At 40.7% G+C, this 26,127-nt stretch carries 29 protein-coding genes and 1 riboswitch; of the genes, 19 read left to right on the forward strand and 10 right to left on the reverse strand.

Annotated features, from left to right (window positions below):
* The first annotated feature begins 27 nt into the window (after positions 1-27).
* Together QLQ22_RS07960 and fbpA are read left to right on the forward strand one after the other, a co-directional pair.
* Positions 28-315 (forward strand): DUF2325 domain-containing protein, encoded by a 288-nt coding sequence (locus tag QLQ22_RS07960; protein WP_223440960.1) that lies wholly within the window; start codon positions 28-30, stop codon positions 313-315.
* A gap of 145 nt (positions 316-460) precedes the next feature.
* A riboswitch (SAM riboswitch) is annotated at positions 461-568 on the forward strand.
* Between the two features lie 101 nt (positions 569-669).
* On the forward strand, positions 670-822 hold the full coding sequence (gene fbpA / locus QLQ22_RS07965; RefSeq protein ID WP_284016765.1) for a Fur-regulated basic protein FbpA: 153 nt from the start codon (positions 670-672) through the stop codon (positions 820-822).
* A 199-nt stretch (positions 823-1,021) separates the two neighbouring features.
* Here fbpA and QLQ22_RS07970 read toward each other — a convergent pair whose 3' ends face one another.
* The gene (locus QLQ22_RS07970) at positions 1,022-1,927 is read right to left on the reverse strand and encodes a LolA family protein (RefSeq protein WP_284016401.1); all 906 of its coding nucleotides are present in this window, start codon (positions 1,925-1,927) and stop codon (positions 1,022-1,024) included.
* Positions 1,928-2,449, reverse strand: a complete 522-nt coding sequence (locus QLQ22_RS07975) for an RNA polymerase sigma factor (protein WP_284016402.1) — start codon at positions 2,447-2,449, stop codon at positions 1,928-1,930.
* Positions 2,450-2,664: 215 nt separating this feature from the next.
* Between QLQ22_RS07975 and QLQ22_RS07980 the strand changes: the two genes are divergently transcribed.
* From QLQ22_RS07980 to QLQ22_RS07995, 4 genes are all read left to right on the forward strand, one after another.
* A complete protein-coding gene (locus tag QLQ22_RS07980) occupies positions 2,665-3,606 on the forward strand; it encodes an ABC transporter ATP-binding protein (protein ID WP_284016403.1) in 942 nt (313 codons plus the stop codon).
* On the forward strand, positions 3,603-4,559 hold the full coding sequence (locus tag QLQ22_RS07985) for an ABC transporter permease (RefSeq protein WP_284016404.1): 957 nt from the start codon (positions 3,603-3,605) through the stop codon (positions 4,557-4,559). Before QLQ22_RS07980 ends, QLQ22_RS07985 begins: the two co-directional genes overlap by 4 nt.
* A 101-nt stretch (positions 4,560-4,660) precedes the next feature.
* Positions 4,661-5,500, forward strand: coding sequence for an STAS domain-containing protein (locus QLQ22_RS07990; protein WP_223440971.1), 840 nt, complete (start codon positions 4,661-4,663; stop codon positions 5,498-5,500).
* 106 nt (positions 5,501-5,606) lie between these two features.
* On the forward strand, positions 5,607-6,176 hold the full coding sequence (locus tag QLQ22_RS07995; RefSeq protein WP_223440974.1) for an MEDS domain-containing protein: 570 nt from the start codon (positions 5,607-5,609) through the stop codon (positions 6,174-6,176).
* A gap of 38 nt (positions 6,177-6,214) precedes the next feature.
* Here QLQ22_RS07995 and QLQ22_RS08000 read toward each other — a convergent pair whose 3' ends face one another.
* Positions 6,215-6,616 (reverse strand): hypothetical protein, encoded by a 402-nt coding sequence (locus QLQ22_RS08000; RefSeq protein WP_223440977.1) that lies wholly within the window; start codon positions 6,614-6,616, stop codon positions 6,215-6,217.
* Positions 6,617-6,857: 241 nt separating this feature from the next.
* Here QLQ22_RS08000 and QLQ22_RS08005 point away from each other — a divergent pair, with 241 nt between their 5' ends.
* Positions 6,858-7,862 (forward strand): LLM class flavin-dependent oxidoreductase, encoded by a 1,005-nt coding sequence (locus QLQ22_RS08005; RefSeq protein ID WP_223440980.1) that lies wholly within the window; start codon positions 6,858-6,860, stop codon positions 7,860-7,862.
* Positions 7,859-8,482, forward strand: a complete 624-nt coding sequence (locus QLQ22_RS08010; protein WP_284016405.1) for a peptidylprolyl isomerase — start codon at positions 7,859-7,861, stop codon at positions 8,480-8,482. The genes QLQ22_RS08005 and QLQ22_RS08010 overlap by 4 nt, the downstream gene beginning before the upstream one ends.
* Positions 8,483-8,508: 26 nt before the next feature.
* Here QLQ22_RS08010 and QLQ22_RS08015 read toward each other — a convergent pair whose 3' ends face one another.
* Complete coding sequence (locus QLQ22_RS08015; protein ID WP_284016406.1) at positions 8,509-8,721, reverse strand: hypothetical protein; 213 nt, start codon at positions 8,719-8,721, stop codon at positions 8,509-8,511.
* 147 nt (positions 8,722-8,868) lie between these two features.
* Between QLQ22_RS08015 and QLQ22_RS08020 the strand changes: the two genes are divergently transcribed.
* Together QLQ22_RS08020 and QLQ22_RS08025 are read left to right on the forward strand one after the other, a co-directional pair.
* A complete protein-coding gene (locus QLQ22_RS08020) occupies positions 8,869-9,192 on the forward strand; it encodes an ArsR/SmtB family transcription factor (protein ID WP_284016407.1) in 324 nt (107 codons plus the stop codon).
* Positions 9,193-9,241: 49 nt separating this feature from the next.
* Positions 9,242-9,457, forward strand: coding sequence for a hypothetical protein (locus QLQ22_RS08025; protein ID WP_223440995.1), 216 nt, complete (start codon positions 9,242-9,244; stop codon positions 9,455-9,457).
* Positions 9,458-9,506: 49 nt separating this feature from the next.
* Here QLQ22_RS08025 and QLQ22_RS08030 read toward each other — a convergent pair whose 3' ends face one another.
* Positions 9,507-10,556 (reverse strand): lactonase family protein, encoded by a 1,050-nt coding sequence (locus QLQ22_RS08030; RefSeq protein ID WP_284016408.1) that lies wholly within the window; start codon positions 10,554-10,556, stop codon positions 9,507-9,509.
* A gap of 420 nt (positions 10,557-10,976) precedes the next feature.
* Between QLQ22_RS08030 and QLQ22_RS08035 the strand changes: the two genes are divergently transcribed.
* The 3 genes from QLQ22_RS08035 to QLQ22_RS08045 are packed head-to-tail and all read left to right on the forward strand — an operon-like array spanning position 10,977 to position 13,207.
* Positions 10,977-11,789 (forward strand): basic amino acid ABC transporter substrate-binding protein, encoded by an 813-nt coding sequence (locus QLQ22_RS08035; RefSeq protein WP_223441000.1) that lies wholly within the window; start codon positions 10,977-10,979, stop codon positions 11,787-11,789.
* A 42-nt stretch (positions 11,790-11,831) separates the two neighbouring features.
* Complete coding sequence (locus QLQ22_RS08040; protein WP_223441003.1) at positions 11,832-12,488, forward strand: amino acid ABC transporter permease; 657 nt, start codon at positions 11,832-11,834, stop codon at positions 12,486-12,488.
* Complete coding sequence (locus QLQ22_RS08045) at positions 12,485-13,207, forward strand: amino acid ABC transporter ATP-binding protein (protein WP_252208426.1); 723 nt, start codon at positions 12,485-12,487, stop codon at positions 13,205-13,207. The genes QLQ22_RS08040 and QLQ22_RS08045 overlap by 4 nt, the downstream gene beginning before the upstream one ends.
* A 57-nt stretch (positions 13,208-13,264) precedes the next feature.
* On the opposite strand, the gene QLQ22_RS08050 is transcribed toward QLQ22_RS08045, so the two are convergent.
* Both QLQ22_RS08050 and QLQ22_RS08055 read right to left on the reverse strand, forming a co-directional pair.
* Entirely contained in the window at positions 13,265-14,104 is an 840-nt protein-coding gene (locus QLQ22_RS08050; protein WP_223441007.1) for an STAS domain-containing protein, read from the reverse strand.
* Positions 14,105-15,464: 1,360 nt separating this feature from the next.
* Positions 15,465-16,535, reverse strand: a complete 1,071-nt coding sequence (locus QLQ22_RS08055; protein ID WP_223441009.1) for a DUF3900 domain-containing protein — start codon at positions 16,533-16,535, stop codon at positions 15,465-15,467.
* 349 nt (positions 16,536-16,884) lie between these two features.
* On the opposite strand from QLQ22_RS08055, the gene QLQ22_RS08060 reads away from it, so the two are divergent.
* From QLQ22_RS08060 to QLQ22_RS08075, 4 genes are all read left to right on the forward strand, one after another.
* Positions 16,885-18,099 carry an acyl-CoA dehydrogenase family protein gene (locus QLQ22_RS08060; protein WP_284016766.1) on the forward strand — a complete coding sequence of 405 codons (1,215 nt, stop codon included), beginning with the start codon at positions 16,885-16,887 and terminating at the stop codon, positions 18,097-18,099.
* Positions 18,100-18,572: 473 nt separating this feature from the next.
* On the forward strand, positions 18,573-18,893 hold the full coding sequence (locus QLQ22_RS08065) for a DUF3870 domain-containing protein (protein WP_223441012.1): 321 nt from the start codon (positions 18,573-18,575) through the stop codon (positions 18,891-18,893).
* 5 nt (positions 18,894-18,898) lie between these two features.
* On the forward strand, positions 18,899-20,584 hold the full coding sequence (locus tag QLQ22_RS08070; RefSeq protein ID WP_284016409.1) for a sigma-54 interaction domain-containing protein: 1,686 nt from the start codon (positions 18,899-18,901) through the stop codon (positions 20,582-20,584).
* A 113-nt stretch (positions 20,585-20,697) separates the two neighbouring features.
* Positions 20,698-21,240: a DUF420 domain-containing protein gene (locus QLQ22_RS08075; RefSeq protein ID WP_223441018.1), complete on the forward strand. Its 543-nt coding sequence runs from the start codon at positions 20,698-20,700 to the stop codon at positions 21,238-21,240.
* A 240-nt stretch (positions 21,241-21,480) separates the two neighbouring features.
* On the opposite strand, the gene QLQ22_RS08080 is transcribed toward QLQ22_RS08075, so the two are convergent.
* Genes QLQ22_RS08080 through QLQ22_RS08090 form a run of 3 tightly spaced genes read right to left on the reverse strand, consistent with a single transcriptional unit; the run spans position 21,481 to position 23,192 of the window.
* Entirely contained in the window at positions 21,481-21,648 is a 168-nt protein-coding gene (locus QLQ22_RS08080; protein ID WP_223441021.1) for a hypothetical protein, read from the reverse strand.
* A 57-nt stretch (positions 21,649-21,705) separates the two neighbouring features.
* On the reverse strand, positions 21,706-22,083 hold the full coding sequence (locus tag QLQ22_RS08085) for a hypothetical protein (RefSeq protein ID WP_252208429.1): 378 nt from the start codon (positions 22,081-22,083) through the stop codon (positions 21,706-21,708).
* The gene (locus tag QLQ22_RS08090) at positions 22,062-23,192 is read right to left on the reverse strand and encodes an Ada metal-binding domain-containing protein (protein ID WP_284016410.1); all 1,131 of its coding nucleotides are present in this window, start codon (positions 23,190-23,192) and stop codon (positions 22,062-22,064) included. Before QLQ22_RS08090 ends, QLQ22_RS08085 begins: the two co-directional genes overlap by 22 nt.
* Before the next feature lie 492 nt (positions 23,193-23,684).
* Here QLQ22_RS08090 and QLQ22_RS08095 point away from each other — a divergent pair, with 492 nt between their 5' ends.
* Both QLQ22_RS08095 and QLQ22_RS08100 read left to right on the forward strand, forming a co-directional pair.
* Positions 23,685-24,833: an acyl-CoA dehydrogenase family protein gene (locus QLQ22_RS08095; protein ID WP_223441031.1), complete on the forward strand. Its 1,149-nt coding sequence runs from the start codon at positions 23,685-23,687 to the stop codon at positions 24,831-24,833.
* Positions 24,834-24,857: 24 nt separating this feature from the next.
* Entirely contained in the window at positions 24,858-26,123 is a 1,266-nt protein-coding gene (locus QLQ22_RS08100) for an MFS transporter (protein ID WP_284016411.1), read from the forward strand.
* Positions 26,124-26,127 lie beyond the last annotated feature (4 nt).

Below are 26,127 nucleotides of genomic sequence, written 5' to 3' on the forward strand. Positions count from 1 at the left end.
TCGTCTATACAAAAGGAGGATGCTGTTATGAAGTATTTGCTGATTGCAGGCGGGGATCGCATCGAGCCCATCGTGGCGAGACTTGCGCAGGAAGGGGTAAAGGTGATTTCTCATCTGGACGGAAGAAAACCCAAGATGACCGTCAAAGAAATTCCATGCAAAGTGGAGGTGGTACTCATACTCACCGATTACATCAATCACAATCTCTCCACGATTGTAAAAAGAAAGGCTCAGGAGAAGGCGATTCCTGTTTTTTTCTCGAAACGCTCATGGACCTCCATATCCTGTGAATTGAAAAAAATCATGACAGCGTAGTCTAATTATGCATTAAAACCAACTTGACACATAGGATTAATTAGTATTAAAATAAAATCAGAAAAATCGCTGATCGGTCGACCGAAAGCTCATACCAATAGGTATGGGTTATTTTTGTGGGGACACTATGGTCTAATAGAAATTCTTCTTATCAAGAGAGGCGGAGGGAATGGCCCGATGAAGTCTCAGCAGCAGCTTCTACGTGTGAAGACTGTGCTAAATCCATCAAGCTTCAGTGCTTGGAAGATGAGAAGGGGCACGTTCATTTTAAATGAACCCTCTTCTTTGTAATCAGAAGGGGGTATTATTTATTCCCCCTTATATTAAGAAAAAGGGGTGTCTGAATTGGGAAACATGATTCGTCAGGCTATTGAAAAAAGAAAAAAACATCTCATCGGCAAACTGCTTAGCAACGGTATTTATAAGAAGAATGATTTACATTTATTTGAGCTGACTTTAACGGAGCTTGAGGAGGAATTCAAGCGGATTTTAAAAGTGCAAAATTAAATGAGAGTGTTCCAAAAGTCTAACTTTTGGTCACCCTGGCAGACTGGCAGCTTACCTCAGCTGTGATAGAAATAACTATCATACAAACCAAAACCACTTAAATCATACAAAGAAAAAAGCTGAATCAAAAGTGTCGTTTTTAAAACGGCCTTTTGATTCAGCCTTTTGAACAGGTTTGAACCCGAGATATTATTAATCTTTACTGCTCGCTTCCTTCATCTGTTTCCTCAATCGGACTATTGAACTCTTCAATGATTTCTGCACCTTCAGGCGGTTCAAGTTTAAATAATCCATGATTTTTTTCATATTCCTTTACTTCAAACTGGATGACTTTAGGCTGATCATCGATTGCTTTCCCCTCAGCCACAAGCATTTCTTTCACCACATATCCTGTTTCTTTATCAAACCAGAACTCAACGGTCCTATCAGCACTATAGGTAATTTGATAACGGTCTGCCTTTCGTCCGGCGATCGTCGTTTCCCCTAAACTCTTTATCTGATCAGGATCTAATTCTTTCAGAATATCTTGTGTAACTTGAGAAGCTGTTAAAAGCAGTTCAGTAATAGTAAATGTGTTCTCTTCTTTATCGTAACTTTTCTGGAACTTTCCATTTACAACTGTCACATTCCCGTTCTCATATTCCCGTCTTTCTTTTCTTCCTGAAACGTACTGCTTACTGCTATCATCAAAAACAATATAAATAATCAGCTCTGTTTCCTTCTTCTTTTTATCCTCATCCTTATGCTCCAATGGTTTGTCCATTTCTAAAAACTTGTCTCTGATTAACTCATTGAGCGCTCTTTCTATCGCTGCTTTGACAGGAGGTGTGTTCCAGGCTGCAAGACAAAGAATGAAGAGGGATGCACAAATGAGTGCTGCGCGTTTTAAGTATTTATATGGAAGTGGCTGTTGCTTTTTCTTTTGAGGAAGCATGACCTCTTTATCTTCGAGAATGATGTCCAGAGCTTCTTCAAGCTGCAGAAATTGTTCAAAGGATTCTGAGCATTCTTCGCATTCTTCAATGTGCTCAAGCAGGGCATCCTGTTCCGGCTCTGACAGCTGATCAAAGATAAGAATTTTTTCCTGGCATTTTTCGCAGTTCATTTATAGCACCCCCTTACTTTTAAGAGCGTCCATTAATTTCTTGCGGCCCCTAAATACTCTTGTCTTTACTTTTGCAAGTGAAATTTTAAGGCTTGCGGCTATTTCTTCGTATGAACGGCCTTGATTTCTTAAGATGAGAATATTCTTTGTTTCTTGATCAAGTGTCTGAAAAACTTCTTTAACCTCGCCGATCATTTCTTTCGACAGAAATGCCCGTTCAGGTGTTTCGGTGTTGATGCTGATGTTGTGCTTGTATTCTTCACTCACATGCTGTACAGTGTCCTGATTTCGTTTCATTTTTCGTAAATGGTCATAGGTTGTGTTTTTTGACAGAATCGTAATCCAAGCTTCGATATTTTCAGGATATTCTTTCTCTTTGTCTGAAAAGTACCGAAAGATTTTAATTGAAGCATCTTGAAGGATGTCGTCGACTAGAGAAGAATTCTTGATTAACTTCCTGATGGTTTTCTCCATTCTGGGACGGTGCGCTTCAATCAGCTTTTCAACATTTACTGTTTCCAATCTTCCCACCCTTTTTCCATACTGAATTGACGTCTCATATTACGATTAGTTTCAAAAATATGTAAAATAAATCATAAAAAATCCAAACCTCTGTCATTATAACAAAGGAAAGCGTGTCCAAATGAAATTATTTTATGATAATGGAAACTTTTTCCCTGATGGTTCGTATTACAATTGAATACATAAATCGACAGAAAGAAAAGAGGTTTTAAATCATGACGCAGTATGCACTTGAAGTGCAGTCTCTGACAAAGAAGATCGGCAAAAAAACAATCGTGGATGATGTCAGCTTTCAAGTAGAAAAAGGAGAGATCTTTGGACTGCTTGGCCCTAATGGAGCCGGAAAAACAACAATCATCCGAATGATTGTCAGTCTGATTAACCGCACTGGCGGGAATGTCATCATCAATGGCCATAATCTCGATGATTCCTTCAAGGAAGCGATGAGCGAGATTGGCGCAATCGTTGAGAACCCGGAGTTTTACAAATATATGAGCGGATTAAAAAACATCCGTCATTATGAACGAATGGCTGTAAAAGATATTTCAGAAAAACGCAGAAACGAAGTCATTGAACTTGTGGGACTTCAGCATGCGATGCATCAAAAGGTAAAAACATATTCTCTTGGTATGCGCCAGCGTCTTGGAGTTGCGCAGTCATTATTACATAATCCCTCTGTTTTAATTTTTGACGAGCCCACAAATGGCCTTGATCCGCAGGGAATCAGAGAGTTCAGAGATTACTTGCGCAAACTTGCAGACGATGGGATCTCTGTACTTGTATCTTCTCATATGCTTTCTGAGATGCAGCTGATGTGCGACCGGTTTGCGATTATTGAAAAAGGAAAATTGATTCATATCTCATCCATGCATGATTCAATGGAAGAAAGCAAAGAAATGACGCGTGAGGTTATTTTTGAAGTAAGCGACATCTCTGAGGCGGCCATTCTTATTAAAGAAAAAGGCTTATATGAAGGTGTAATTGAAGCAAATGGTGAGCAGCTTAAGCTTCATTTGGATAAGGAAAAGACAATGGTCATCAATCAGCTGCTCGTTCAAAACGGAGTCGGCGTATACGGAATCGTAAGCCATAAAGCAACACTTGAAGACCGCTTTTTAGAGCTGACGAACAAAGAGAAAAAGGAGCAAATGCAATGATTGGACTAATACAAAATGAATGGATGAAAATCTTTTCGAAAGTGTCCAGCTGGATATATCTTATATTAATAGTAATTATCGTATCCGGCGCTGCTTTTATTGATTATAAGTTTACAGAAAAGCCAAGCGATGACTGGCGTCAGGATGTTCAGGCCGAAATCACTCAGCTGCAAAAGGGAATGAAAGAGCTGCCTGAAGAAGAACGGGAATGGCAGCAAATGCAAATCGACGAAAAGCAGTTGTATTTGCAGGAAGATATAAATCCAAGTGCCAAGAGCACGTGGCATTTTCTGAATAATATCGTCTTTATGATCACTTCTGTCGTCACATTGTTTGCCGTTATTGTGTGCAGCGCCAACGTTGCTTCTGAATTTTCGGACGGCACCATTAAACAGCTTCTGATCAGGCCGCATAGAAGATGGAAGGTATTGCTTTCAAAATATATCGCAGCGACGCTTTATTCGCTTCTTCTTTTGCTCGTGCTGCTGACTGCCGGTTATTTAGCAGGTCTAATCTTGTTTGGAGCAGGCGACTTTAGTGAAAGAATGTTTGAGATTTCGATGGAAGGTCAAATGAATCCTGAAAATATCGTCGCTGTAGGCGATCAAACTGTCCTGAAGCTGCTTTATTTCCTGCCAAGTTTATTCATTGTGACGGCGATTGCTTTTATGCTGTCGACTTTATTTAAAAGTCAGGCGCTTGCCGTTGGCATCGGGATCTTTGTCCTCTTTTTCTCATCGACAATCGGAAGCGTCATTCTTTTCGTAGCTGAAAAATACACATGGACGAAATTTTTAATTTTTCCGCACATGGATTTGACTGTATATGCGTATCAGGATAAAATCCTTGAAACAATTACGCTGCCAATCTCCTTGCTGATTTTGGCCATCTATTATGCCGTATTCATGACGGTGACGTTTATTTATTTCCAGAAAAGAGATATTAGCATATAATTTGCCACCAAAAAAGAATCAATTCGTTTGGTTCTTTTTTGGTTTATGGAGTAAAATAGAGGACAGACAAGAGTGGAGAAGAAATCAGGAGGAAAAACATCGTGCACAGAAACCAGAAATTCTATAATTATTTGCAGCAGCGGGCGCATCATTTAACAGAAGAGTGGTATGAGTCCCTCGATAAATCGAAAACAGGCGGAGTGTACACATCGAATGATCCTGAAGTCATTAAAGAGCTGAAGGCGCAAAACCAGGAATTTCATAAGAGATTTATTCAGGTATTTGCCGAGGAAGACATTAATTTTATGGAGCTTTTTGAAGAATGGATCGAGAAAATCGCTAAGGACGGTGAGCATTTAAATACTCCGATCCAGTTTATTATTAAAGAATTTATGAGAACGAGAAGTCAGTATTTAGATGAAGTATGTACATTTGCAGGTCTGTATCCGGATGAATACTCACAAGAGCAGATTAATGCCTGGAAGGATTTAATCGTCAGAGCACATGACAGAGTCATTTTTCATTACGTTGATGAAACACAAAAAACAGCTGACCGTCAATTAAAAGCTCAACAGGAAATGATTTATGAGCTCAGTTCGCCTGTTATCAAACTTCAAGATGATACTGCCTTGCTTCCGCTTGTTGGAGATATTGACACAGCACGGGCTAAAATGGTCCTAGAAAATACATTAAAACAATGTTCCGAAAAAAGGGTTTCTCATTTGTTTATTGATCTATCAGGAGTGGTTATGATTGATACAATGGTAGCGCATCAAATTTTTCAATTGATTGATGCGTTGAATCTTATTGGGATTAAGACAACCTTATCAGGCATTCGCCCTGAAATTGCGCTTACTTCCATGCAGCTTGGTCTTTCATTTGACAATATTTCAATTAAATCAACGTTATCTCAAGCTCTTGCTTCTAAGCCTGATAAATAATATTGGTGTTCAGGTTTACAGATTTATGGCCATAAAATGTATCCTATCAACGAAGTGTGTTGTGGTGTCTTTCTATTGATATAGGCCCATTAAGGGGTAATGAATGTTGAATCAAAAAATTTTGCAGCTTACAAAAGAATTACAGCTATCATCCGGCGGTCATATCTTTTATTATTTTCATGATGAACAAAAATATATTGAAAATACGGTTTCCTATATTCATGCTGGCATTGAACAAGGGGATTGTGTTCTTATTATTGAAAATGAAAGAATATTTCCTTCTGTATACAAGAAAATGCAAAGTCTTTTGACAGAAGAACAGCTTACTATGATCCATTATATAAATAATTTTGATTTCTACTGTTTGAATGGTGATTTCCATTCTGAAACAATAATAGATTATTTTTCTTCTATTTTAGATCCATATCTTACAAAAAATATTTCTGTCCGGACTTGGGCACATGTAGAATGGGGAAATACAGGAGAAATAACGGATCTAATCGGAGATTTTGAAAATAAGGCAAATAAAGCAGTATCTTCATTGGAACTAATCTCAGTGTGTGCCTATGATGCAGACAGAGTGCCTGACTCGCTTAAGGAATCATTATTGAGGTCTCACGAAATTCTAATGACGGATGAAGAAATCAAGAAGCAGACTATAGAACAAGAAAAATAAAATCGTTTTATGTAAGAGCGAAGAGAAAATCTTCGCTCTTATTTTTTGTATTCAACTGCCGCAGTTTCAATTTTAGCTAAAATCGTTGTTATTTTTCCGTTCAGGTCTTTTTCTTTGACGGGTATCACACGCCACCCTTGTTTATCGAGGTACTTCCTTTTTTTAAAATCCTCAATTTTGTCGGTTTCACAGACGCAGCGCAGGGCAATCCGATAATATGGGAGAACTAAATCCAGTGTATACGGTCCGCATTTTTCTTTAACCCTTACATAATAGCCATTGTTGCGGAGCGTATCATAAAGCCTTCGCTGCATCCTGTTTTCACATTTCTGATATTGATTCAGAAAGATAGCTGGGTCAGAACTTACATGAAGATAAAAGAGCACAATTAATAATGGCAGCCATAAAAAGAATATGAATAAAAGCGTAACCTGTGTCATGCTTATCACCTCTGTCCATTAGCTTTTGCAAGTCAGGTGTGATCCATTCTTTTTAGAGCTGGTGGAAAATAATGCAAGCATTCATGATAAAATAAAATAAAGCAGCTGCCAAACCTGTAATGAAAAGCACAAAACTTCTTTTCTTATTGTAAAAGCAGGAAAGCAGGAGCAAGAAAGCTTCAATTTAAAGCAGTCAAGCGTGTATAATAGAAGCATCAAAATCCAGAAAGAAGTGGAAGCTTTGAAGCTGAGTATTCTAGATCAGGCGCCGATTGCAAGCGGTGCAACCCCGCAGAACGCGCTGCAGGAATCATTGAAGCTTGCACAGCTCGCCGAAAAAACAGGTTATACTCGTTATTGGATAGCCGAGCATCATGATATGCCCGGGCTGGCATGTCCTGCGCCGGAAGTGATGCTGAGCTATATTGGTGCGGGGACAAGCACAATCCGGATCGGGGCTGGTGCGATCTTATTGCCGCATTACAAACCGTACAAAGTGGTGGAAACGTTTCATTTGCTTGCCTCTCTTTTTCCGGGAAGAATCGATCTGGGAATTGGACGGGCCCCTGGCGGATCAGCTGAAGCAACGATGGCGCTGTCTGATAATTTCCTTGAAAACGTAAGGACAATGCCGCAAAAATTGAAGGAGCTGCTCCGCTTTTTACATAGTGATTTTCCAGATGAGAATATGTTCTCGAAAATTAAGGCATCGCCCATTCCAGCAGAGCCTCCTGAAGTTTGGCTTCTCGGGACAAGTGAAAAAAGCGGAAAGCTTGCTGCTCAGACAGGAATAGCTTACGCATTCGGCCAGTTTATGAGTGATAAGGACGGGGCGGAAATTCTGAAAGGTTACCGTACCCATTTTCAGCCGAAATATGAACTAAAGCAGCCCAAATCCATTCTGACCGTAAATGCCGTTTGTGCAGAAACAACAGAAAAAGCAAAAGAAATGGCATTGAGTGCTCATCTTTGGAGAATTCAGCAGTTCCAAGGGATAACATCCGGCATTCCATCAATAGACGAGGCAAAAGCTTACAAATACAAACCTGAAGAACGGGAAATGATTGAGGCAGCGGAAAAAAAGATGGTGATCGGAAATCCGTCTGAAGTTCGGAAGCAGCTTTTGGACATCGCAAGAAAGTACGGTGCGGACGAGCTGATGATTGTTACGATTATCCATAGCTACGATGACCGTCTCAAATCTTATGAATTAATTGCAAATGAAATGGGAGAGATGATGAAATGAAGAAATTAGGTTTTGTACTAATGACGCTGCTTTTACTATTAATGGCAGCATGCGGCAATGAAGCAGATGATCAAGGTTCTGATAAACCGGCAAAGAAGGTTGAAAAAAATCCAGTTGTCACAATTACAATGGAAAACGATAAGCAAATCAAAGTTGAGCTGTATCCGGAGATTGCCCCCAACACGGTGGCTAACTTTATTTCGCTTATCAACGATAAATTTTATGACGGTTTGATTTTCCACCGTGTCATACCTGAATTCATGATCCAGGGCGGTGATCCTGAAGGAACTGGAACAGGTGGCCCGGACTACGCTATTAAAGGGGAATTCAGTTCAAACGGATTTGAAAATCCGCTCAAGCATGAACGCGGAGTCATCTCAATGGCCCGTTCGCAGTCCCCTGACAGTGCAGGCTCCCAATTTTTCATCATGGTTGCTGACTACCCAAGCTTAGACGGCGAATATGCCGCTTTCGGAAAAGTAACAGAAGGCATGGATGCAGTAGATGAAATCGTAAGCGCAGAAACAAATGGAGAAAAGCCAGTTAAAGATCAAAAAATGAAAACCGTTACCGTCGATACATTTGGCGAGGATTACGGGAAGCCTGAAAAGGTGGAGTAGAGGAAAGCAGCGGGAATCCGCTGCTTTTATTTTGCTTTTTTAGGTTCCTTTTCTTCATACGGAGCTTCGTGTTTTGTTTCACTCATTGGTGTTTCATTCGAATAAGTGCGGACAAGACCATTGTCGATATCGTTTGCAGGTGTATATTTATTGCTTGGCAGCTTGCGGTTTTTCCTGATGATTTTATAGAGAGAAAAAGTAATGAAACCAAGAATGACGGCGAGAAAGAAGATTTCCATTTGGACACCTCCGTTTGGTTATCCGTAAATATATATTTCTTTATTCTATAAAGAGAATCCTCCTTCTTCCATTCAAAGGTGGAAATTTAATGAAAATATTCCAGATTTTATTGCTTACCGCTTACACCTGTCATATAATTATTACATATGAAACAACAATTAAATGGAGACCAATTATTAAAGGTTTTAGAGGCTCTTTCTAATCCTTACCGTCTAAAGATTTTGGCTGTCCTATATAAGGAGAGGCAGTACGTAAGCCAGCTTGCAAGGCAGCTCGGCATAAGCAGGCCGCTGCTTTATTTGCACCTTCAAAAACTCGAAGATGCCGAATTAATCAAAGGTCATCATGAAATCTCTGAAGATGGAAAAGCGATGAAATATTTTGAGCTTATCCCTTTCAGTCTTCCAATCGATGAATCTATGATTGCCAGTGTGGCTGAAAGTGTGACGATAAAGAAGAAAAAGGAGTGAAGGATTTTTCTATTTAATAACGGAAACGGGGGTTGGAGAAGTGGAGATTTTGACTACTTTAGGACCAATTATAATCATGATTTTAATGGTATCTGTTCCATTATTCGTGATCATTCGATTATTTCGGAGAATGGAAGCACGAGCTGAAGAAAGACTAAAATTAGATCGAGAGCAAATTTCTTTTCAAAAAAATCAACTGAAAGCCAGTCAGGAATTAAATAGACGTTTAACTAACATCGAAAACATGCTTAAAGAAGTTGAATAAATAGAAAACCCACCCTTATGCCAAATGCAATAAGGGTGGGTTTTTTACTTTACTGATTCAGAAATTTCACACAAACCGGATCCGGAACCGTTATATCAGATTGAAGCAAAGTAAGTTTGCCTGTTTCCTGATCTCTTTCAAATAAAACAAGGTTGCTGCTTTCCTGGTTTGAGGCAATCAGAAATTTTTCTGTCGGATCAAGTGCGAAGTCACGCGGCCAGTTACCTTCTGTAGATGTGCGTTCAACAAATGTCAGCTCGCCGCTGTCGCTGTTTGTGCTGAATACGGCAATGCTGTCATGTCCGCGGTTGGCTGCATAAACGAACCTTCCGTCAGAAGAAATGTGGATCGCGCTGCCTTGATTATTTTCAGTGAAATCATCGGGAATTGTTGAGATGTACTGTAATTCTGTAAAGCTGCCATCTTCTTGGCTGTAAGCAAGAACGACAACTTCATTGCTCAGTTCGGTCATTAAATAAGCGATTTTTCCGTTCGGATGGAACGTCATATGTCTTGGGCCGCTACCTGCATGTAAATGAAGGCTGTGTATTTCGTTTAATTCACCTTTGTTTAATTCGTAGGTATACAGTTTATCTGTTCCTAAGTCGATGGCAGCCACATATTTCTGGTCAGGAGTAAAGCCTGCATAATGGGCATGTGGTCCATCTTGTCTGTCTTTATTGGGTCCATCTCCTACATGCTTTTTAATAGAGAGAGAAGGATAAAGAGTTTCGCTTTCAGTATTCATTTCATACGATTCAATCGTGCCGTTATGATAATTGGCCGAAACAACAAATTGATTTTCGTCATTCACACTGACATGACATGGAGAGGCGCCCCGCAGAAGCTGGCGGTTCAATTCCTTTAATCCGCCTGTTTCCGTATTTCTTGAGTAAGCAACTACGCCGCCTGCCTCTCCTTCTTTAGCAACAGCATAAACAAAGCGGTTGTCCTTGCTGAGGTTTAAGTATGTAGGGTTATCAAGTGCTGCAGCAACGCTGACTTCACCCAGTTTTTTAGCAGCTGTATCAAGTGTGAAAGAGTAAATACCTTTGCTGTCGCCTTTTGTGTAAGTACCAATATAACCAGTATACTTCATCTTTTTTCCTCCTATTTAGTAGGTTTGCCTTTATTTTAGCACATGAAGCGCGTGAACTCTCATTTGAAAGGTCAGATATTTTTCCATACCCTCCCGGCTTGAAAAAAGAAACCCTTTTTCTTTAAATATATCCAGAAGCTATTCCAATCATTTCGGTACGCTTTGCAGTCGTTTTTTTTTTACAAACCTATCAATCGAGTATTACCAAGTCATGAGAGAATGCTGGAAGCATTCTTTTTTTTGTGTATTTTCAAACTATTAAAAAAATTTTTATTGAAAAAAGATTCGACAACCAATATGATAATAAAAAATGCACTCATGTAATAAAAGGTAACATTTTGTTATTTTTTAGGAAAAAAGGAGGTGAAAAGCTAAGTTACTTGAACAAAAAGAAAACCATTAGAAAAGGGGAAAAATTCAATGAAAAACAGCAATAAGCTTATAGGTGTCCTGTTATTTGCCATTATTCTCATGCTATCAGGATGCGGCAGCAGTGAAAAAGCAAGCAATAGTGCAGAGCCAGATGAGAAGAAAGTCCTTAAAGTTGGAACCGATGCGGCATTCGCGCCGTTTGAATACATGGATAAAGGGAAAATTGTTGGCTTTGATGTCGATTTTCTGGCTGCAGTTATGGAAGAGGCAGGCTATAAGCATAAACTCGACAACATCGGGTGGGATCCATTATTTGCATCCGTACAAGGGAAACAAATCGATTTGGCTATCTCAGGTATTACAATCAATGACGATCGCAAACAAACCTATGATTTTTCAATTCCTTATTTTGAATCCACACATATGATTGTTTTTAAAGAAGGTACAGACATTAAAAGCGCTGAAGATCTTAAAGGGAAGAAAATCGGCGTGCAAAACGGTACAACCGGACAGCTTGCTGCAGAAAAAGTAGTCGGCGCAAATAACAATATATCAAAATATGAAAATACCGCTGTTGCATTTATGGCACTTGAAAATAATGATGTTGAAGTCGTTGTGACAGATAATGTTGTGGCAAGTGAATATACAAAGAATAATCCAAACAGCAAAGTCAAAGCGATAGAAGATAAAGACAGCTTTGAATCTGAATTTTACGGCTTAATGTTTCCGAAAGACAGCAAGTTAAAAGCAGAATTTGATGAAGCAATTAAAGCGGTCATTGAAAGCGGGAAGTACGCAGAAATCTATGAAAAGTGGTTTGGAAAAGAGCCGAGTGTAGACACTCTATTAAAAGCTGAATAAATACCGGGCTTTTCATTCGATTTAAACATAAAGGAGACAGCTATGGATTTCCGTTTTGATATTATAGCAGATTATCTGCCGCTTTTTATAGAAGGAACACTATGGACAATCGCCATCACTATTATGGGCGTGCTGCTTGGCGCAATTTTAGGTCTTTTTATCGGAATCGGTAAAATGATGAAAAACCCGCTGGCAAAACTGCCTTTTGTCTGGTATATCAATTTTTTCAGAGGAACACCGCTGCTTGTTCAAATATTCATAATCCATTTCGGCGTTATGCCGTTGTTTATGACTACTGTGAATCCCATCATATCAGGAGTTGTCTCCTTAGCCTTAAATGCTGCTGCTTACATAGCGGAAATTTTCAGAGCCGGCATTAAGTCAATCGACAGGGGACAGATGGAAGCTGCACGATCACTTGGAATGAATCATATGCAAGCAATGAAGGAAGTGATTTTGCCGCAGGCAGTGAAACGGATGATTCCTCCGCTTGGAAATGAATTTATCGTGCTGCTTAAAGATTCTTCGCTGATTTCGTTAATTTCAGTGCCGGAATTAATGTATTGGGGCAAGGCCGCTACCGGTCAATATTACCGGATTTGGGAACCTTACTTAACAGTCGCTTTCGTTTATTTAGTGCTCACATTAAGCCTAACCTATTTGCTAAATTATGTTGAAAGAAGGTTAGACACTGAATGATCTCGGTAAAAGCACTGAAAAAATCTTTTGGCAAAAATGAAGTACTCAAAGGGATATCAATGGAAGTACAGCCGCAGGAAGTTGTCGTCGTTATTGGGCCTTCAGGCTCAGGAAAATCAACGTTTCTGAGATGTTTGAATTTATTGGAAACCATTTCAGACGGGCATGTGTACATCGAAGGTGCTGATTTGACCGCCCGATCGACAGATATCAATGCTATAAGAAAAGATGTGGGAATGGTCTTTCAGCATTTTAACTTGTTTCCGCACAAGACAGTCCTTGAAAATCTGACGGTCTCTCCAATCATTGTACGAAAATGGAGCAAGGAAAAAGCAGAAGCTAAAGCACGTGAGCTGCTGCAAAAAGTGGGGCTTTCTGAAAAAGTAAATGTTTATCCTGATTCTTTATCAGGCGGACAAAAGCAGCGTGTGGCGATTGCGCGGGCACTCGCGATGGAACCGAAAATCATGTTATTTGACGAGCCAACCTCAGCACTGGATCCAGAAATGGTTGGAGAAGTGCTCGAAGTTATGAAGCAGCTGGCTAAAGAAGGAATGACAATGATGATTGTCACGCATGAAATGGGTTTTGCCCGCGAAGTAGGGGATCGTGTTATCTTTATGGATGAGGGAATGATTATCGAAGAGAACACTCCTAAGGAGTTATTTGAAAATACGCAGCATGAACGAACAAAGAGTTTTCTCAGTAAGATATTGTAGAAGCAAGCAAAGGACAGAATTAAAAAAAGCTGCAGCCAACTCAAATGGCTGCAGCTTTTAACGTTTTCGAAATCCTAAATCATGCAGAGCGTGTTTCATATTGAATTTAGTCGTAACTGCATGAAAATCAAGTCCAAGACTCATAATGGTCTGGGCAATTTCAGGACGAATGCCTGTCAGTACTGTCTCAATGCCACTAAGCTTTAAAGCATTAACGATTTTGAAAAGTTGATCAGCAACCATTGTATCGATAATCGGAACTCCTGATACATCCAGAATCACATGCTCTAAATTCAGACGGGCTCCTTCATGGAGCGCAACTTTCATAATTAAGGAAGCACGGCGAGTATCGATTGCGCCAACAAGCGGGATAACGGCGATGCCATCGGCAATCGGCACAACAGGAACAGATAATTCTTCAAGTGCCGAATAAGCGATCGCCATTAATTCATTGGTATGATTTTCATAAACATTGCTGATTACACTGCACGCCTTATCAAGGAGGGGATCGATTATTTTTGATACATCAAGCATCGTAATGGCTGAAAAATTGTTTTTATGGAGCTCCTCAGTGAGAGTATCCCATAATGCAGTACGGTAAGCAGCAATTGCACGCAGACATTGGCTTAACGGAACATCAAAATGGATCGCCCGCATAGAAAGTTTCATGCTCCAATTCTTCACATTATCATTTTTTACAGACTCTTTTTCTCCGCATAAAGCCTGCCCTAAATATCCAATCAGTTCTTCACGTAATGCGATACGTTCTTCTAATGGAAAACCGGATTCTTCCAGCTGCTGTGTATGCTGTGAATCTTGAACCTTTGGTATATTCAGCGTTATCTGCCATGCGTTTTCCTGTATTTTATGACCGATATAATGCAGCTCTTCCTTCATTAAGTACTATTTCTCCTTTTGAAACTCAGATAGGTTAAGTATAAAAGATTCTTGAGTGAAAAGACAGGAGGCGAACGAGGAATTAAAAAAATACATAGCTTGTCCCAAAATTGAATGCTGTTCATATATGAGTACCCAAAGAGGTCGGAATAAAATAATGAGGGAATCAAAAGGCTTCTATGAGTACTCAAATAGGTGAGGATAAGAAAATGAGGGAATCAAAAGGCTTCTATGAGTACTCAAATAGGTGAGAATAAGAAAATGAGGGAATCAAAAGGCTTCTATGAGTACTCAAATAGGTGAGAATAAGAAAATGAGGGAATCAAAAGGCTTCTATGAGTACTCAAATAGGTGATGATAAGAAAAAGAGGGAATCAAAAGGCTACTATGAGTACCCAAATAGGTGAGAATAAGAAAATGAGGGAATCAAAAGGCTTCTATGAGTACTCAAATAGGTGAGAATAAGAAAATGAGGGAAACAAAAGGCTTCTTGAGTACCCAAATAGGTGAGAATAAGAAAATGAGGGAACCAAAAGGCTTCTATGAGTACTCAAATAGGTGAGAATAAGAAAATGAGGGAATCAAAAGGCTACTATGAGTACCCAAAGAGGTGAGAATAAGAAAATGAGGGAATCAAAAGGCTTCTATGAGTACCCAAAGCGGTGGGAGTAAGAAAATGAGGGAACCAAAAGGCTACTATGAGTACTCAAATAGATGAGAATAAGAAAATGAGGGAACCAAAAGGCTACTATGAGTACCCAAAGAGGTGAGAGTAAGAAAATGAGGGAACCAAAAGGCTTCTATGAGTACTCAAATAGGTGAGAATAAGAAAATGAGGGAACCAAAAGGCTACTATGAGTACCAAAAGAGGTGAGAATAAGAAAATGAGGGAATCAAAAGGCTTCTATGAGTACTCAAAGAGGTGAGAATAAGAAAATGAGGGAATCAAAAGGCTTCTTGAGTACCCAAAGAGGTGAGAATAAGAAAATGAGGGAAACAAAAGTCTTCTATGAGTACTCAAATAGGTGAGAATAAGAAAATAAGGGAATCAAAAGGCTTCTATGAGTACTCAAAAAGGTGAGAATAAGAAAATGAGGGAATCAAACGGCTTCTATGAGTATCCAAAGAGGTGAGAGTAAGAAAATGAGGGAATCAAAAGGCTTCTATGAGTACCTCAAAGAGGTGAGAATAAAAAAATGAGGGAATCAAAAGGCTTCTATGAGTACTAAAATAGGTGAGAATAAGAAAATGGGGTCTTATTCAGCCTCTATGAGTACCTAAAGAAGTAAAAAAAGAAATTGGGGTCATCAAACAATTTCTATGAGCACCCCAAAAAAACAAAATTTGAAAAGAGATATTTTTAAATAGATTCCGTTTTATTAGCAATCCTCTCAATGATCTCCCCAAGCTCATCCGGCCGGTGAAACTCAATCGGCGAGACACCTTTCTCAAACTGAATCGTATCCGCTTCAACCAGCAGCACATACCGTCCATTGATCTTACCTAGGTGAATGTTCTCCCCAAAGTCGGCAAGCAATCCTTTAATAGACGTTTCACCAAGCTTCATTTTCAGCTCAGCTTCAGGAGTGTGTTCAACAATCTGAGCTGCAGCTTCAATCACTTGGTGCGTGTCTAATCGCTCTTGAATTTCGCGCTTTTCGCTTGCTTCCCAAATTTCCATGTCATGTTCGAACTGCTGGCGCTCCTGGCTGTTTTCCTCGTATGTTTCGAGGACATGCTCCTGGACCATGCTCATCACTTGAGTTTTCATGATTTCGGGCATGGATTCTCCGTATTCGACGAATTTTAAGAAGTCTTCAAAGTAGCGGGCGTGTGAGGCCTGATGAATTTTCAGCTCGCCCGGCTCTGTCATTCCTTCCTCAGGCATATGCGGGTACTGGATTGATTTCATGTTTTTTGTTGTGATTGCCATTTGCACGTTGCGGATGAGCGTGGATTCATCAGAGATTGAAGCAACTTTTGGTTCGAAATCACATTTTAAGATGAACAAAAAAGTATCTTCAAAGTACTTTTCTGGAGTGGCGGAAAGAACTAGAAATGCCCCGCCGCGAACTGCGCTTGCATCTAAATAAGCCCCGACAAATCGTTCGCTCGCTTCTTTAAACGATTCTTTTGTATCAGCAGTCAGCGCTTTGTGGAAAAGGTTGTAGTTCGGATTAGAATCCAGCTCATAGCCTGGCTCAACGACAAAGTGGCCAAGCTTCGTCGGAACCTGTTCGCTGCGCGGATGCTTCTCGACTTTGCGCTTGACGATTTTCTTCAATTCGCCGTCCAAAAAGTCTTTCAGTGCGTTTCCTTCGTATTCTTCTGTTGTTAATGTTTGAAAATGCTTGTATTGTTTATTGGCATTCTCCTCTTTGCCATCCACTTGGATAAGGTAAAATGAGAGATAGTTAATGTTGAATTCCATAGATTCACCTGCTTCTTTTTCAGTTCCTCAAGTGTAAAAGATTGGACTAAAGCAGTCAATCTATTACACTATTTTTATCAAAAGAAGAAGAGGGGAAAATAGATAGAATTTTCAATTAAAAGATTGCGATTTCTTCCGGTTATGTGTATAATCCTCTTAACTAAACGTATTTCACGCTTAAAGAGTTAGCCCTCTTGTGTTCCGTGATCTAGTTTATAACCAGCTTGAATAGGATTTTTATAATCTGCTGAATTGTCTATGGAAGAGCTTATTAACGTTGACAAAAGCCAGCTGCCTTTAGTGTGCAGCTGGCTTTTTTATATTTACAATAAAGGGGATGAGGTAAATGATGAACTTTAACTTATCAGAAGAACATAATGCAGTAAGGAAAATGGTCCGTGATTTCGTAGATAAAGAAATTAATCCGAATATTGCAGAGTGGGATGCTGCTGGGCATTTCGAGCCTGCCATATTGAAAAAGCTTGCAGAGCTTGGACTTATGGGAATTTGTATTCCGGAAGAATACGGCGGCAGCGCCATGGACTACAATACACTTGCAATTGTATGCGAGGAGCTTGAGCGCGGGGATACAGCTTATCGAACAGCTGTTTCGGTTCATACGGGTTTGAACAGCCTGACGCTGCTGCAATGGGGAAATGAAGAACAAAAGCAGAAATACTTAGTACCGCAAGCGAAAGGCGAAAAGGTTGGGGCGTTTGGATTAACAGAGCCGAATGCGGGATCTGATGTGGCTGCGCTTCAAACGACTGCAGTTTTAGAAGGTGATTATTACATACTGAACGGTCAGAAGACGTGGATTTCTTTATGTGATTATGCGGATCATTTCCTCGTGTTTGCCTATACGGATAAAAGCAAAAAACATCATGGAATCTCAGCATTTATTGTCGAACGCACAATGCCGGGCTTTGATTCAAAAGCAATCAAAGGCAAGCTTGGGATCCGCGCAGGCAACACAGGAGAAATCTTCTTTGATCATATTAAAGTTCCGAAAGAAAATCTGCTTGGGCAAGTTGGAGACGGCTTTAAAATAGCGATGTCCGCACTTGATAACGGGCGTTTCACAGTTGCTGCAGGAGCATGCGGGCTCATTCAGGCATGTATTGAAGAAAGTGTGAACTACTGTCACGAACGGAAAACGTTCGGAAAAGAAATTGGAAAGCATCAGCTCGTTCAGCAAATGATCGCAAAAATGGAAGCGGGCTATCAAATGTCGCGGCTGCTGGTATTCCGTGCAGGCTGCCTGAAAAACGAAGGCAAGCGCAATACGAGAGAAACGTCGCTTGCAAAATGGCAGTCCTGTGATTTCGCAAACGAAGCAGCTAACGATGCCGTGCAAATTCACGGGGCATATGGATATTCCAACGAATATCCAGTCGAACGCTTCTTGAGAAATTCAAAAGCACCGGTCATTTATGAGGGAACAAGAGAGATCCACACGATCATGCAGGCGGAATACGTTTTAGGATACCGTGAAGATAAAGCGCTCTCAAGTATGCTGCCCAGCTGGCCGTTTGAAGAGGCTAAGGAAAAAGTAAAAAGGTAAATGTGGAAGCCCGCGGCGGATAGCTGCGGGTTATTGTTATATGTTCAAAATTTATTAGGTTCCTCTTTGTGCGGCAGGGGTATTGGATCGTTAGGCCATTTTAGGGAATTCACTTTTGTTCACATTTATACGGAATTAAATTGAAAAGTCTCGGAATTAAGATATAAAGTCTCGGAATTAAGTTGAAAAGTCTTGGAATTAAGTTAGAAAGTCTCGGAATTAAGTTGAAAGTCTCGGAATTAAGATATAAAGTCTCGGAATTAAGTTGAAAGTCTCGGAATTAAGATATAAAGTCTCGGAATTATTTCGAAAAGTACCGGAATTACTTCCTCCGCTCCAAAATAATCCAGAACACAAGTCGCAATCACTTTATTTCATAACGGGAATCCTCAAAAGAAAGCAGGATTCCCCCGATAAATAAAGAAGTAAGTCAGTATCAAATTGGGGTTTTTGTCGAAAGGACGGGCTGCACGATGCATTCACAGACGATGTTTATTGCCGGCCATGCACGTTTGCCAGCAGGAATGGCTGCAAAAAATGTTTATGATATGCTGACCATTACGGTTGAAATTGATAAAAGGTATGCGGTGATTTTGGAAGCGTCCTGTACACTTGCGACAGAACACGGGAGAGATTTCGTCGGACGCCTGCTTCGCGGCTACAGTCTTTTGCATGGTGTGGATGAAGTCGTTCAGCATGTAAAAGAAAACTACTGCGGGAAAGCCATTCATGCGATTGTTGCCGCTCTATCAGACCTTCATTTTCAGTATCAGCAGCTGAAATTAGAGAGGTGACAGGGATGAATGCGAAGATCATTGAACATATTCCTTTTCCATGTATTGTGACGTCAAACAGCCATATCATTTTACACAGCAATGAAGTTGTCCTGAAATTTACCAAGCGCATTGGCGTTCAAAATATGAAAGTCAGCGAGTTATTTGATGTGTGGGAAGAACTCGAAGGCGGGAAACTGATCCATGCGAGCAGCAATGGCTCAAGCTGTATTTTTATGAAGACAAAGCTTGCCGATTCTTCTGACAAGCTCTATATTGGAACCGTTTCCACTGAGCTGATTTCCTTGATAAATGAGCTTAAGGAGTCGAAGAGAGTCAATCGGGAACTTGATGCAATTATCGAAAATTCATATGACGGCATTTATATTACAGATAAAGAGGGAATTACGTTAAAGACGAATTCAGCGATTGAGCGGATAACCGGCATTCCGAAAGATTACTATATCGGGAAAAATGTGAATGCCCTTATTAACCGCGGCATTCTTGAAAATTCAGTCACTCATAAAGTATTGGACAAAAAACGGAGTGTTTCCGTCGTTCAGCTGAACCGGGCAGGGAAAGAAACGCTCCTCACCGGCAATCCGGTATTTAACGATAAAGGCGAAATCGAGAGCATCGTGACAAATATCCGTGATCTCTCAGAGCTTAACGAACTTCAAAGTGCATTGCGGAAAGCTACGAAATTGAATGACAGCTATAAAAAAGAAATTGAGAGGTTAAAAGGAAAAAATGATTTGAACGGAGATTTCGTCATTAAAAGCGAAGAATTGGTCTCCATTTATGAAACGGCTGACAGAGTTGTGGATGTAGATGCAACAATTTTAATCCTAGGGGAAACCGGCGTCGGCAAGGACGTGCTTGCCCGCTACATTTACAGCAAAAGTGCCCGTGCAGGAAAGGGTGAGTTCATTAAAGTGAATTGCGGGGCGATCCCTGCTGATTTACTTGAATCGGAGCTGTTTGGCTATGAAGCAGGCGCTTTTACGGGAGCGAATAAACATGGGAAACCAGGCATGTTTGAAATGGCGCACAAGGGTGTCGTGTTTTTGGATGAAATCGGCGAGCTGCCGCTAAGTCTTCAGGTAAAGCTGCTGCGTGTCATACAGGAAAAAGAAATTCAGCGCGTAGGCGGAACTTCACCCAAAAAAGTGGATGTCAGAATCCTTGCCGCCACAAATAAAGATCTTAAGGACATGGTTCAAAACGGAGAGTTCCGTGAGGATTTATTCTACCGTTTAAATGTTGTCCCGATTCTCATTCCTTCGCTAAGGGACCGAAAAAGCGATATCCTGCCGCTGACGGAGCTTTTTTTGGAAAAAGCCAACAAAAGGTATGAGAAGAAGAAACGGATGGATACGGCTCTTAAAGATTTTTTTTATACATACAGCTGGCCTGGAAATGTACGGGAGCTTGCGAATTTAATTGAAAGACTCGTCTTAATCAGCGAAGAGGATTTATTAAAGACCCGGCATCTTCCTTCAGAGTATAAGCGGCAGGAAGGACCCATTCATATTTCTAAAATTGTCACATTGAAGGAAGCGGCAGAGCTTGCTGAGGAGAAGATCTTGTCGCTTGCGGTTAAAAAGTACAAAACGACCTATGAAATTGCTGAAGCTCTAGACAGCAGCCAGCCTACGATTGTAAGAAAGATGAAGAAGTATGGATTGTGTTTCGAACAGCCTGTCCAATAAAACGCCTCCCGAACCCGGGCAGTCTGCAGGAGAATCCTTCATACAATTGTCGAATATTAGCATATAATCTCGTGGTACAATAAAACATATTGAATCATGAGGAGAGAATACTTATGGAAGAAACAGCTCGCACAGGCAAGAATTATACAGCGATTATCGTCACACTTTCCCTTGTCGTAAATGCGATTATTCTTGGTTTGTTCTTTTTGCCGATCGGCTATGGCGGCGAAGTTAAATTTGATATTCATATTTTTCCGCGGATAAATGCCGTACTGAACAGCTTTACGTTTGTTTTTCTAGTCATAGCGCTTGTCTCCATTATTAAGAAAAATGTGAAGCTGCATAAAGGCTTTATTTTAGCCGCTTTTACTACGACATTGCTTTTCTGTGTGTCTTATCTGACGTATCACTACATGTCAGGTGAAACAACGCGTTTTGGCGGAGAAGGTTTCATTCGAAATGTCTATTTCTTCATTCTGATTACACACAGCTTCCTTGCTGCAATCATTGTTCCGCTTGCCCTGTTCTCACTTGTCTGGGGCTGGACAGGCCAGCTTACAAAGCACCGCAGGATTGTACGCTGGAGTATGCCGATCTGGTTATATGTAAGCTTTACGGGTGTCATTGTTTACTTGATGATCTCACCGTATTATTGAAAAAGAGCTCAGCTTGCGCTGAGCTTTTTTTATTCATTTTTTTCAATAAATAGATAATCAGTCTGGGAAATGACGTCCAGTTTCTTCCCATTTTCTCGTACGTTGTCAAAGCCCAGGATACCACCACATTACCCACAAGAAACGTCTTAACGTAGCTTTTTAATAGTACTTCGTCGTTAAGTAGTCGTGGCCATAGTATTAAAATGTAAAAAACACCCCGAAGGATGTTTATCATGTTTCTTAATGATCTTCTTGTCTTGTAATGATTTCATTTCGTTCTCCACCATCAGCAAGTTCTTCTGAGAATTCATAATCATTTTCATGTTTAGATGAAACTAATTTTGAGGACCGAATTTCTTTTGAAGACAAGTTGTTGTTAGGAGCAGCTTCTTTATTCATTTTTCCCATTCGATTTCATCCTTCCTCTTTTTTTTAGTATGTGACTAATAATAAAAGGACATTCAATTAAACACCCCAAAACGAAAAAAGGGCTACTTTTTCTGTAAAATCAATAAAAAAAAGAATTTTTTCGTTAAGAGGATACAAATATATCTTAGCTTGATTTGCGTGTGTCAAAGCCCCATCTGATCGATTTTCTCCCAGCTCCAAAGTGGCAGGCAAATAAGCAGCAGGGAGACCATCCTCCTCTGAAGCGAGTGACCGGCTGTATTCTTCGAAGGCTTTGTCATTAGAAGACTTACTAAGCTTTGCACTCACTGGTACCGGGAAATCCTTGGCTAATGGGGAAGCGTGGTACAATGCATAGAAATAAATGAGCAGCGCTGCAATCAAAGTGCAAGGAAGAATAACCCGTTTTTTTATTATTGATACAACGACCTCCATAAATAAAATACTGCATACGCTTCCCATCCCTGCCAGCCTTCAGAGAGTTCTACTAGTTCATCCATAGAAGGCTTCCTCTCTAAACCCAGCTGAGCTTTTATAGCATGATGCAGACCGACGTCTGCAGCAGGAAAAGCAGCTGTCTCCATTAAACATTTCATCATGACATAATCTGCTGTCCATGCACCTACACCGCGAATGCTTAGCAGAAGAGACCGTGCTTCATCTGTTTCTAATCGAAGCAGCTTTTCTTTAGAAAGATCGCCGTTCGAAATCTCCCTCGCAATGCCAAGAATATATTCTGCTTTTCTCTTTGTGAATTGAAGGTTTTGAAGATCTGATATCTCAAGTGAAGCAATCACTTCAGCTTTTGGAAAAAGCCACAGCTGTCTTCCTTCAAAATAATGGCACTCACTGAACTGTTCGATTAATCTTCTTTTTAGCGTATAGGCAAAATTAAGATTAATTTGCTGGCCAATGATTGCCCAGGTCAAGGCTTCAAACAAATCGGGAATGCCAATGATCCGCAGTCCGTAATGCTTAGTGACGACGTTTCTTAATAGTTCATCCTTTTCAGCAAGCTCGTAAAAAGGCTGCATGTCCCTGTCTAAATCAAATAGAGTCCAGATGTATTTGGCTGCTTGTACACGGGTGAACTTGTCAGGTGTAAGATCAGGGAATTCAATGACTAGTCTATCTTGCTTCAATGACACCTTCATCATGACCCTATTACCATCGATTTCGATCCATTTGAGCAGGAACCCCTCTTCGACATGGTGAAGAACTTCAGCAGAGGATCTTCCGAGAAACGCAAGACATTCACTGAAGGCAAAATCATTTGGAGGGATTAATTCTATGTAACTCTTATGATCAATCCATTTACTTTGCAGAAAATCAGGAAAACATTTTTTGCATGAGCGGAACTGCTGGTTTTCAGCATCGGCTGCCGATTGGAAAAAAATCACATTCTCAGGAAGCGGTTTTTTTGCATAACAGGAGGGTAAACAATAGATTTTCGTGGTTTTTACGCCGGTGTAGAATACGCCATCAAACATTTTGTCAGCAGATAGCATTGCTTTAAGCATTGTGCTGCGGGGTAACACTGTCATGATTTCATCCCCTCTCTTTTTTTAAAATGATACCACTATTTTACATATTTTTGTATGATGATGTAGATTTCATCACTTTGAAACTTTTCTTATACCAGGTTCATCTAACATGTGAATGGAGAGAAAACGTGAGTCATGTAAATACAGTAGAGAAAGCAATCAAAGGAAATGAAGAAGCATTTGAAGAGCTGATTAAAAATCGGTTTTTTTATATGTCCGGAATACTTCAGAACGTGTAGTGACGAAAATTTTAATCCGCACGGCTTAGAAAAAGAAAAAATCGTTTTAATCGAGAGTGCAATAGACCGGTTTTTCAAATAATTCAATCCTGAATCCTCTCATTCAAAAATGAATCACCAAAACCCTCCTATATCGACATGTGTGATTCAAAAATGAATCTTCTGCACCTGACACTCACATTACCTCAGCTTTTCCACAGTTGGCACACTTCTTGCATCTATAAAACTAAGAATCTAAAAGGGGGATATATAGATGCAGGCAACGGTTACTCAGGAAATTGAACAAATGAAGAAAATGGTGAAGAGCTTTGTAGATAATGAGGTTGAACCATACGCACAGCAGATTGAAGATGAAGACAAGATTCCGGATCATTTAGTAGAGCAGGCGAAGGACCTTGGTCTTTTCGGCATCAGCATTCCAGAAGAGTACGGAGGGATCGGGCTGAATGCGGTTGGAAAAGCAGTGGTGCTTGAACAGCTCGGACATACGCATAATGGTTTTGTCAGCTTAATCAGTGCACATACAGGAATCGGAAGCACAGGTTTAGTGAAGCTTGCTTCCGAACAGCTGAAGCAAAAATATTTGCCTGATATGGCAGCCGGCAAGAAAATCGCCGCGTTTGCTTTGTCAGAGCCCGGTGCTGGTTCCGATGCTACGAACCTTGCAACTCGTGCAGAAAAACGGGGAAATCAGTGGATATTGAACGGGACAAAGCATTTCATTACGAATGCGCCGGTTGCTGATGTTTTTACAGTCTTCGCGCTAACAGATAAAGAAAAAGGAGCAAAAGGGGGAATTACCGCATTTTTGATTGAAAAAGATTTTCCGGGATTCATGCTCGGAAAAAAAGATAAGAAAATGGGGCTGCGCGGATCTCATACCGCACAATTGATTTTTGAAGATTGCGTGGTGCCTGAGGAAAATGTAATCGGGGAAGTCGGCATGGGATATATGTCAGCGCTGAAAATATTAAGCGAAGGACGTGTGGGGCTTGCAGCAAGAGCAGTTGGATCGTGCGATAAGTTGATAGCGCTTTCAGCTTCATACGCAAAAGAACGGGTTCAATTCGGAAAACCGATTGCTGATAATCAGGCGATTCAATGGATGCTTGCCGATATGGCGACGGAAACGGAAGCTGCCAGAACACTGACATACATGGCTGCTTCTATGATTGATGAAGGAAAAAAGGTCATTAAGGAAGCATCGATGGCAAAGCTGTTTGCTTCAGATGTTTTCAACCGGGTAGCGGACAAAGCGGTACAGATTCACGGGGGAATGGGCTATGTTTCGGATTATCCAGTAGAGCGTTTTTACCGTGATGCCCGGATTACGAAAATTTATGAGGGAACAAACGAAATTCAGCGTCTGATCATCGCAAGACGTGTACTGGAAGAAAATTGAGCAAGAGCGGATAGGGGGAGTTAGATGCGCTGGACTGTGCTTGTTTTACTGTTCTTTGGGATGTTCATTAACTTTGCGGATAAATCGATTACGGGTCTTGCAGCTGTACCGATTATGAAGGAATTTAATCTTTCCTATGCCGATTGGGGTCTTGTCGGAAGCAGTTATTATTGGCTGTACCCGGTAACAGGGATTTTCGGAGCAGCATGGGCCGACCGGATCGGAGCAAAAAAAGTGCTCGGCTTTCTGATGCTGACATGGGCAGTCTTGCAGATAGGTGTGCTTGCCATTGCAGGTCTGCCATTGCTGCTGCTTTACCGTTTTTTACTGGGTGCTTTTGAAGGTCCGTTCAGCCCGATTGCATATAACCATGCAAATACTTGGTTTCCTCCGAAGCTTCGCGGTCTTGCTAATTCTGTCGTTGTTTCAGGAGCTACGTTAGGTGCGATGGTTGCGGCGCCCATTCTTGTGGCGCTTATCCATATTTTCGGATGGCGCATTGCCTTCGCCTTTTTAGGAGTGGCAAGTATTGTCTGGTTTGCCGCGTTTCAATTCACGCGTGACGTTCCGAGAGCTGAAGAACTGGAAGAAGACGAAAAACCGAAGAAGAAGCAGCTTGAAAAGCTTGATATAAAAGCTTTTTTAATCCTGCTGTCTAGGCCATCATCCTTGTTCACGACGCTTGCATATTTTTCAACCTACCTGCTTGTTGTCTGGTTTGCCGTATGGCTGCCTGTTTACTTAGTAAAAATCGTCAACATGTCAAACATTGAGATGGGCTATGCGGTATCAGGCATTGGCGTTGTTTCAGTCGGAGTTTATATCGGCGTTTCCGTTTTATCTGACAGAATGTTTAAACGGAATAAGGACTGGCAGACTTCCAGGGTGTATGTAGTTGGACTGGCCATGATCATCGGTGCGCTGCTGCTCGCTTCAACGGCTTTTTTTACAAATGCCGTCTGGGTCATTATTGCCATGTGCCTTGCAAAAGGTCTTACATATGGAATTTTAACGATAGGACCAACCATCATCATCCATCTGCTTCCGGAGCGCGGCGGGCTGATGACGAGTATATTAACTTCATCTGGCAACCTGGCAGGCATTGTTGGACCTTTAATTACAGGTTATATCGTAGGATCTTCCGGTAATAACAGTGCGGCCGGCTTTGATTTGTCCATCATTTTCATGGCAGGTCTGATTACGTTATTTGGGATTTTGTTCACTGTTTTTGTAAGACCTAATTCGAAAGTGGACCTTGCATCAGATAATCATGCCGCAATCGGAAAGTAAGGAG

The sequence above is a fragment of the Metabacillus hrfriensis genome (genome assembly GCF_030127205.1).
In the GTDB taxonomy this organism is placed as follows: Bacteria; Bacillota; Bacilli; order Bacillales; family Bacillaceae; genus Bacillus_P; species Bacillus_P dongyingensis.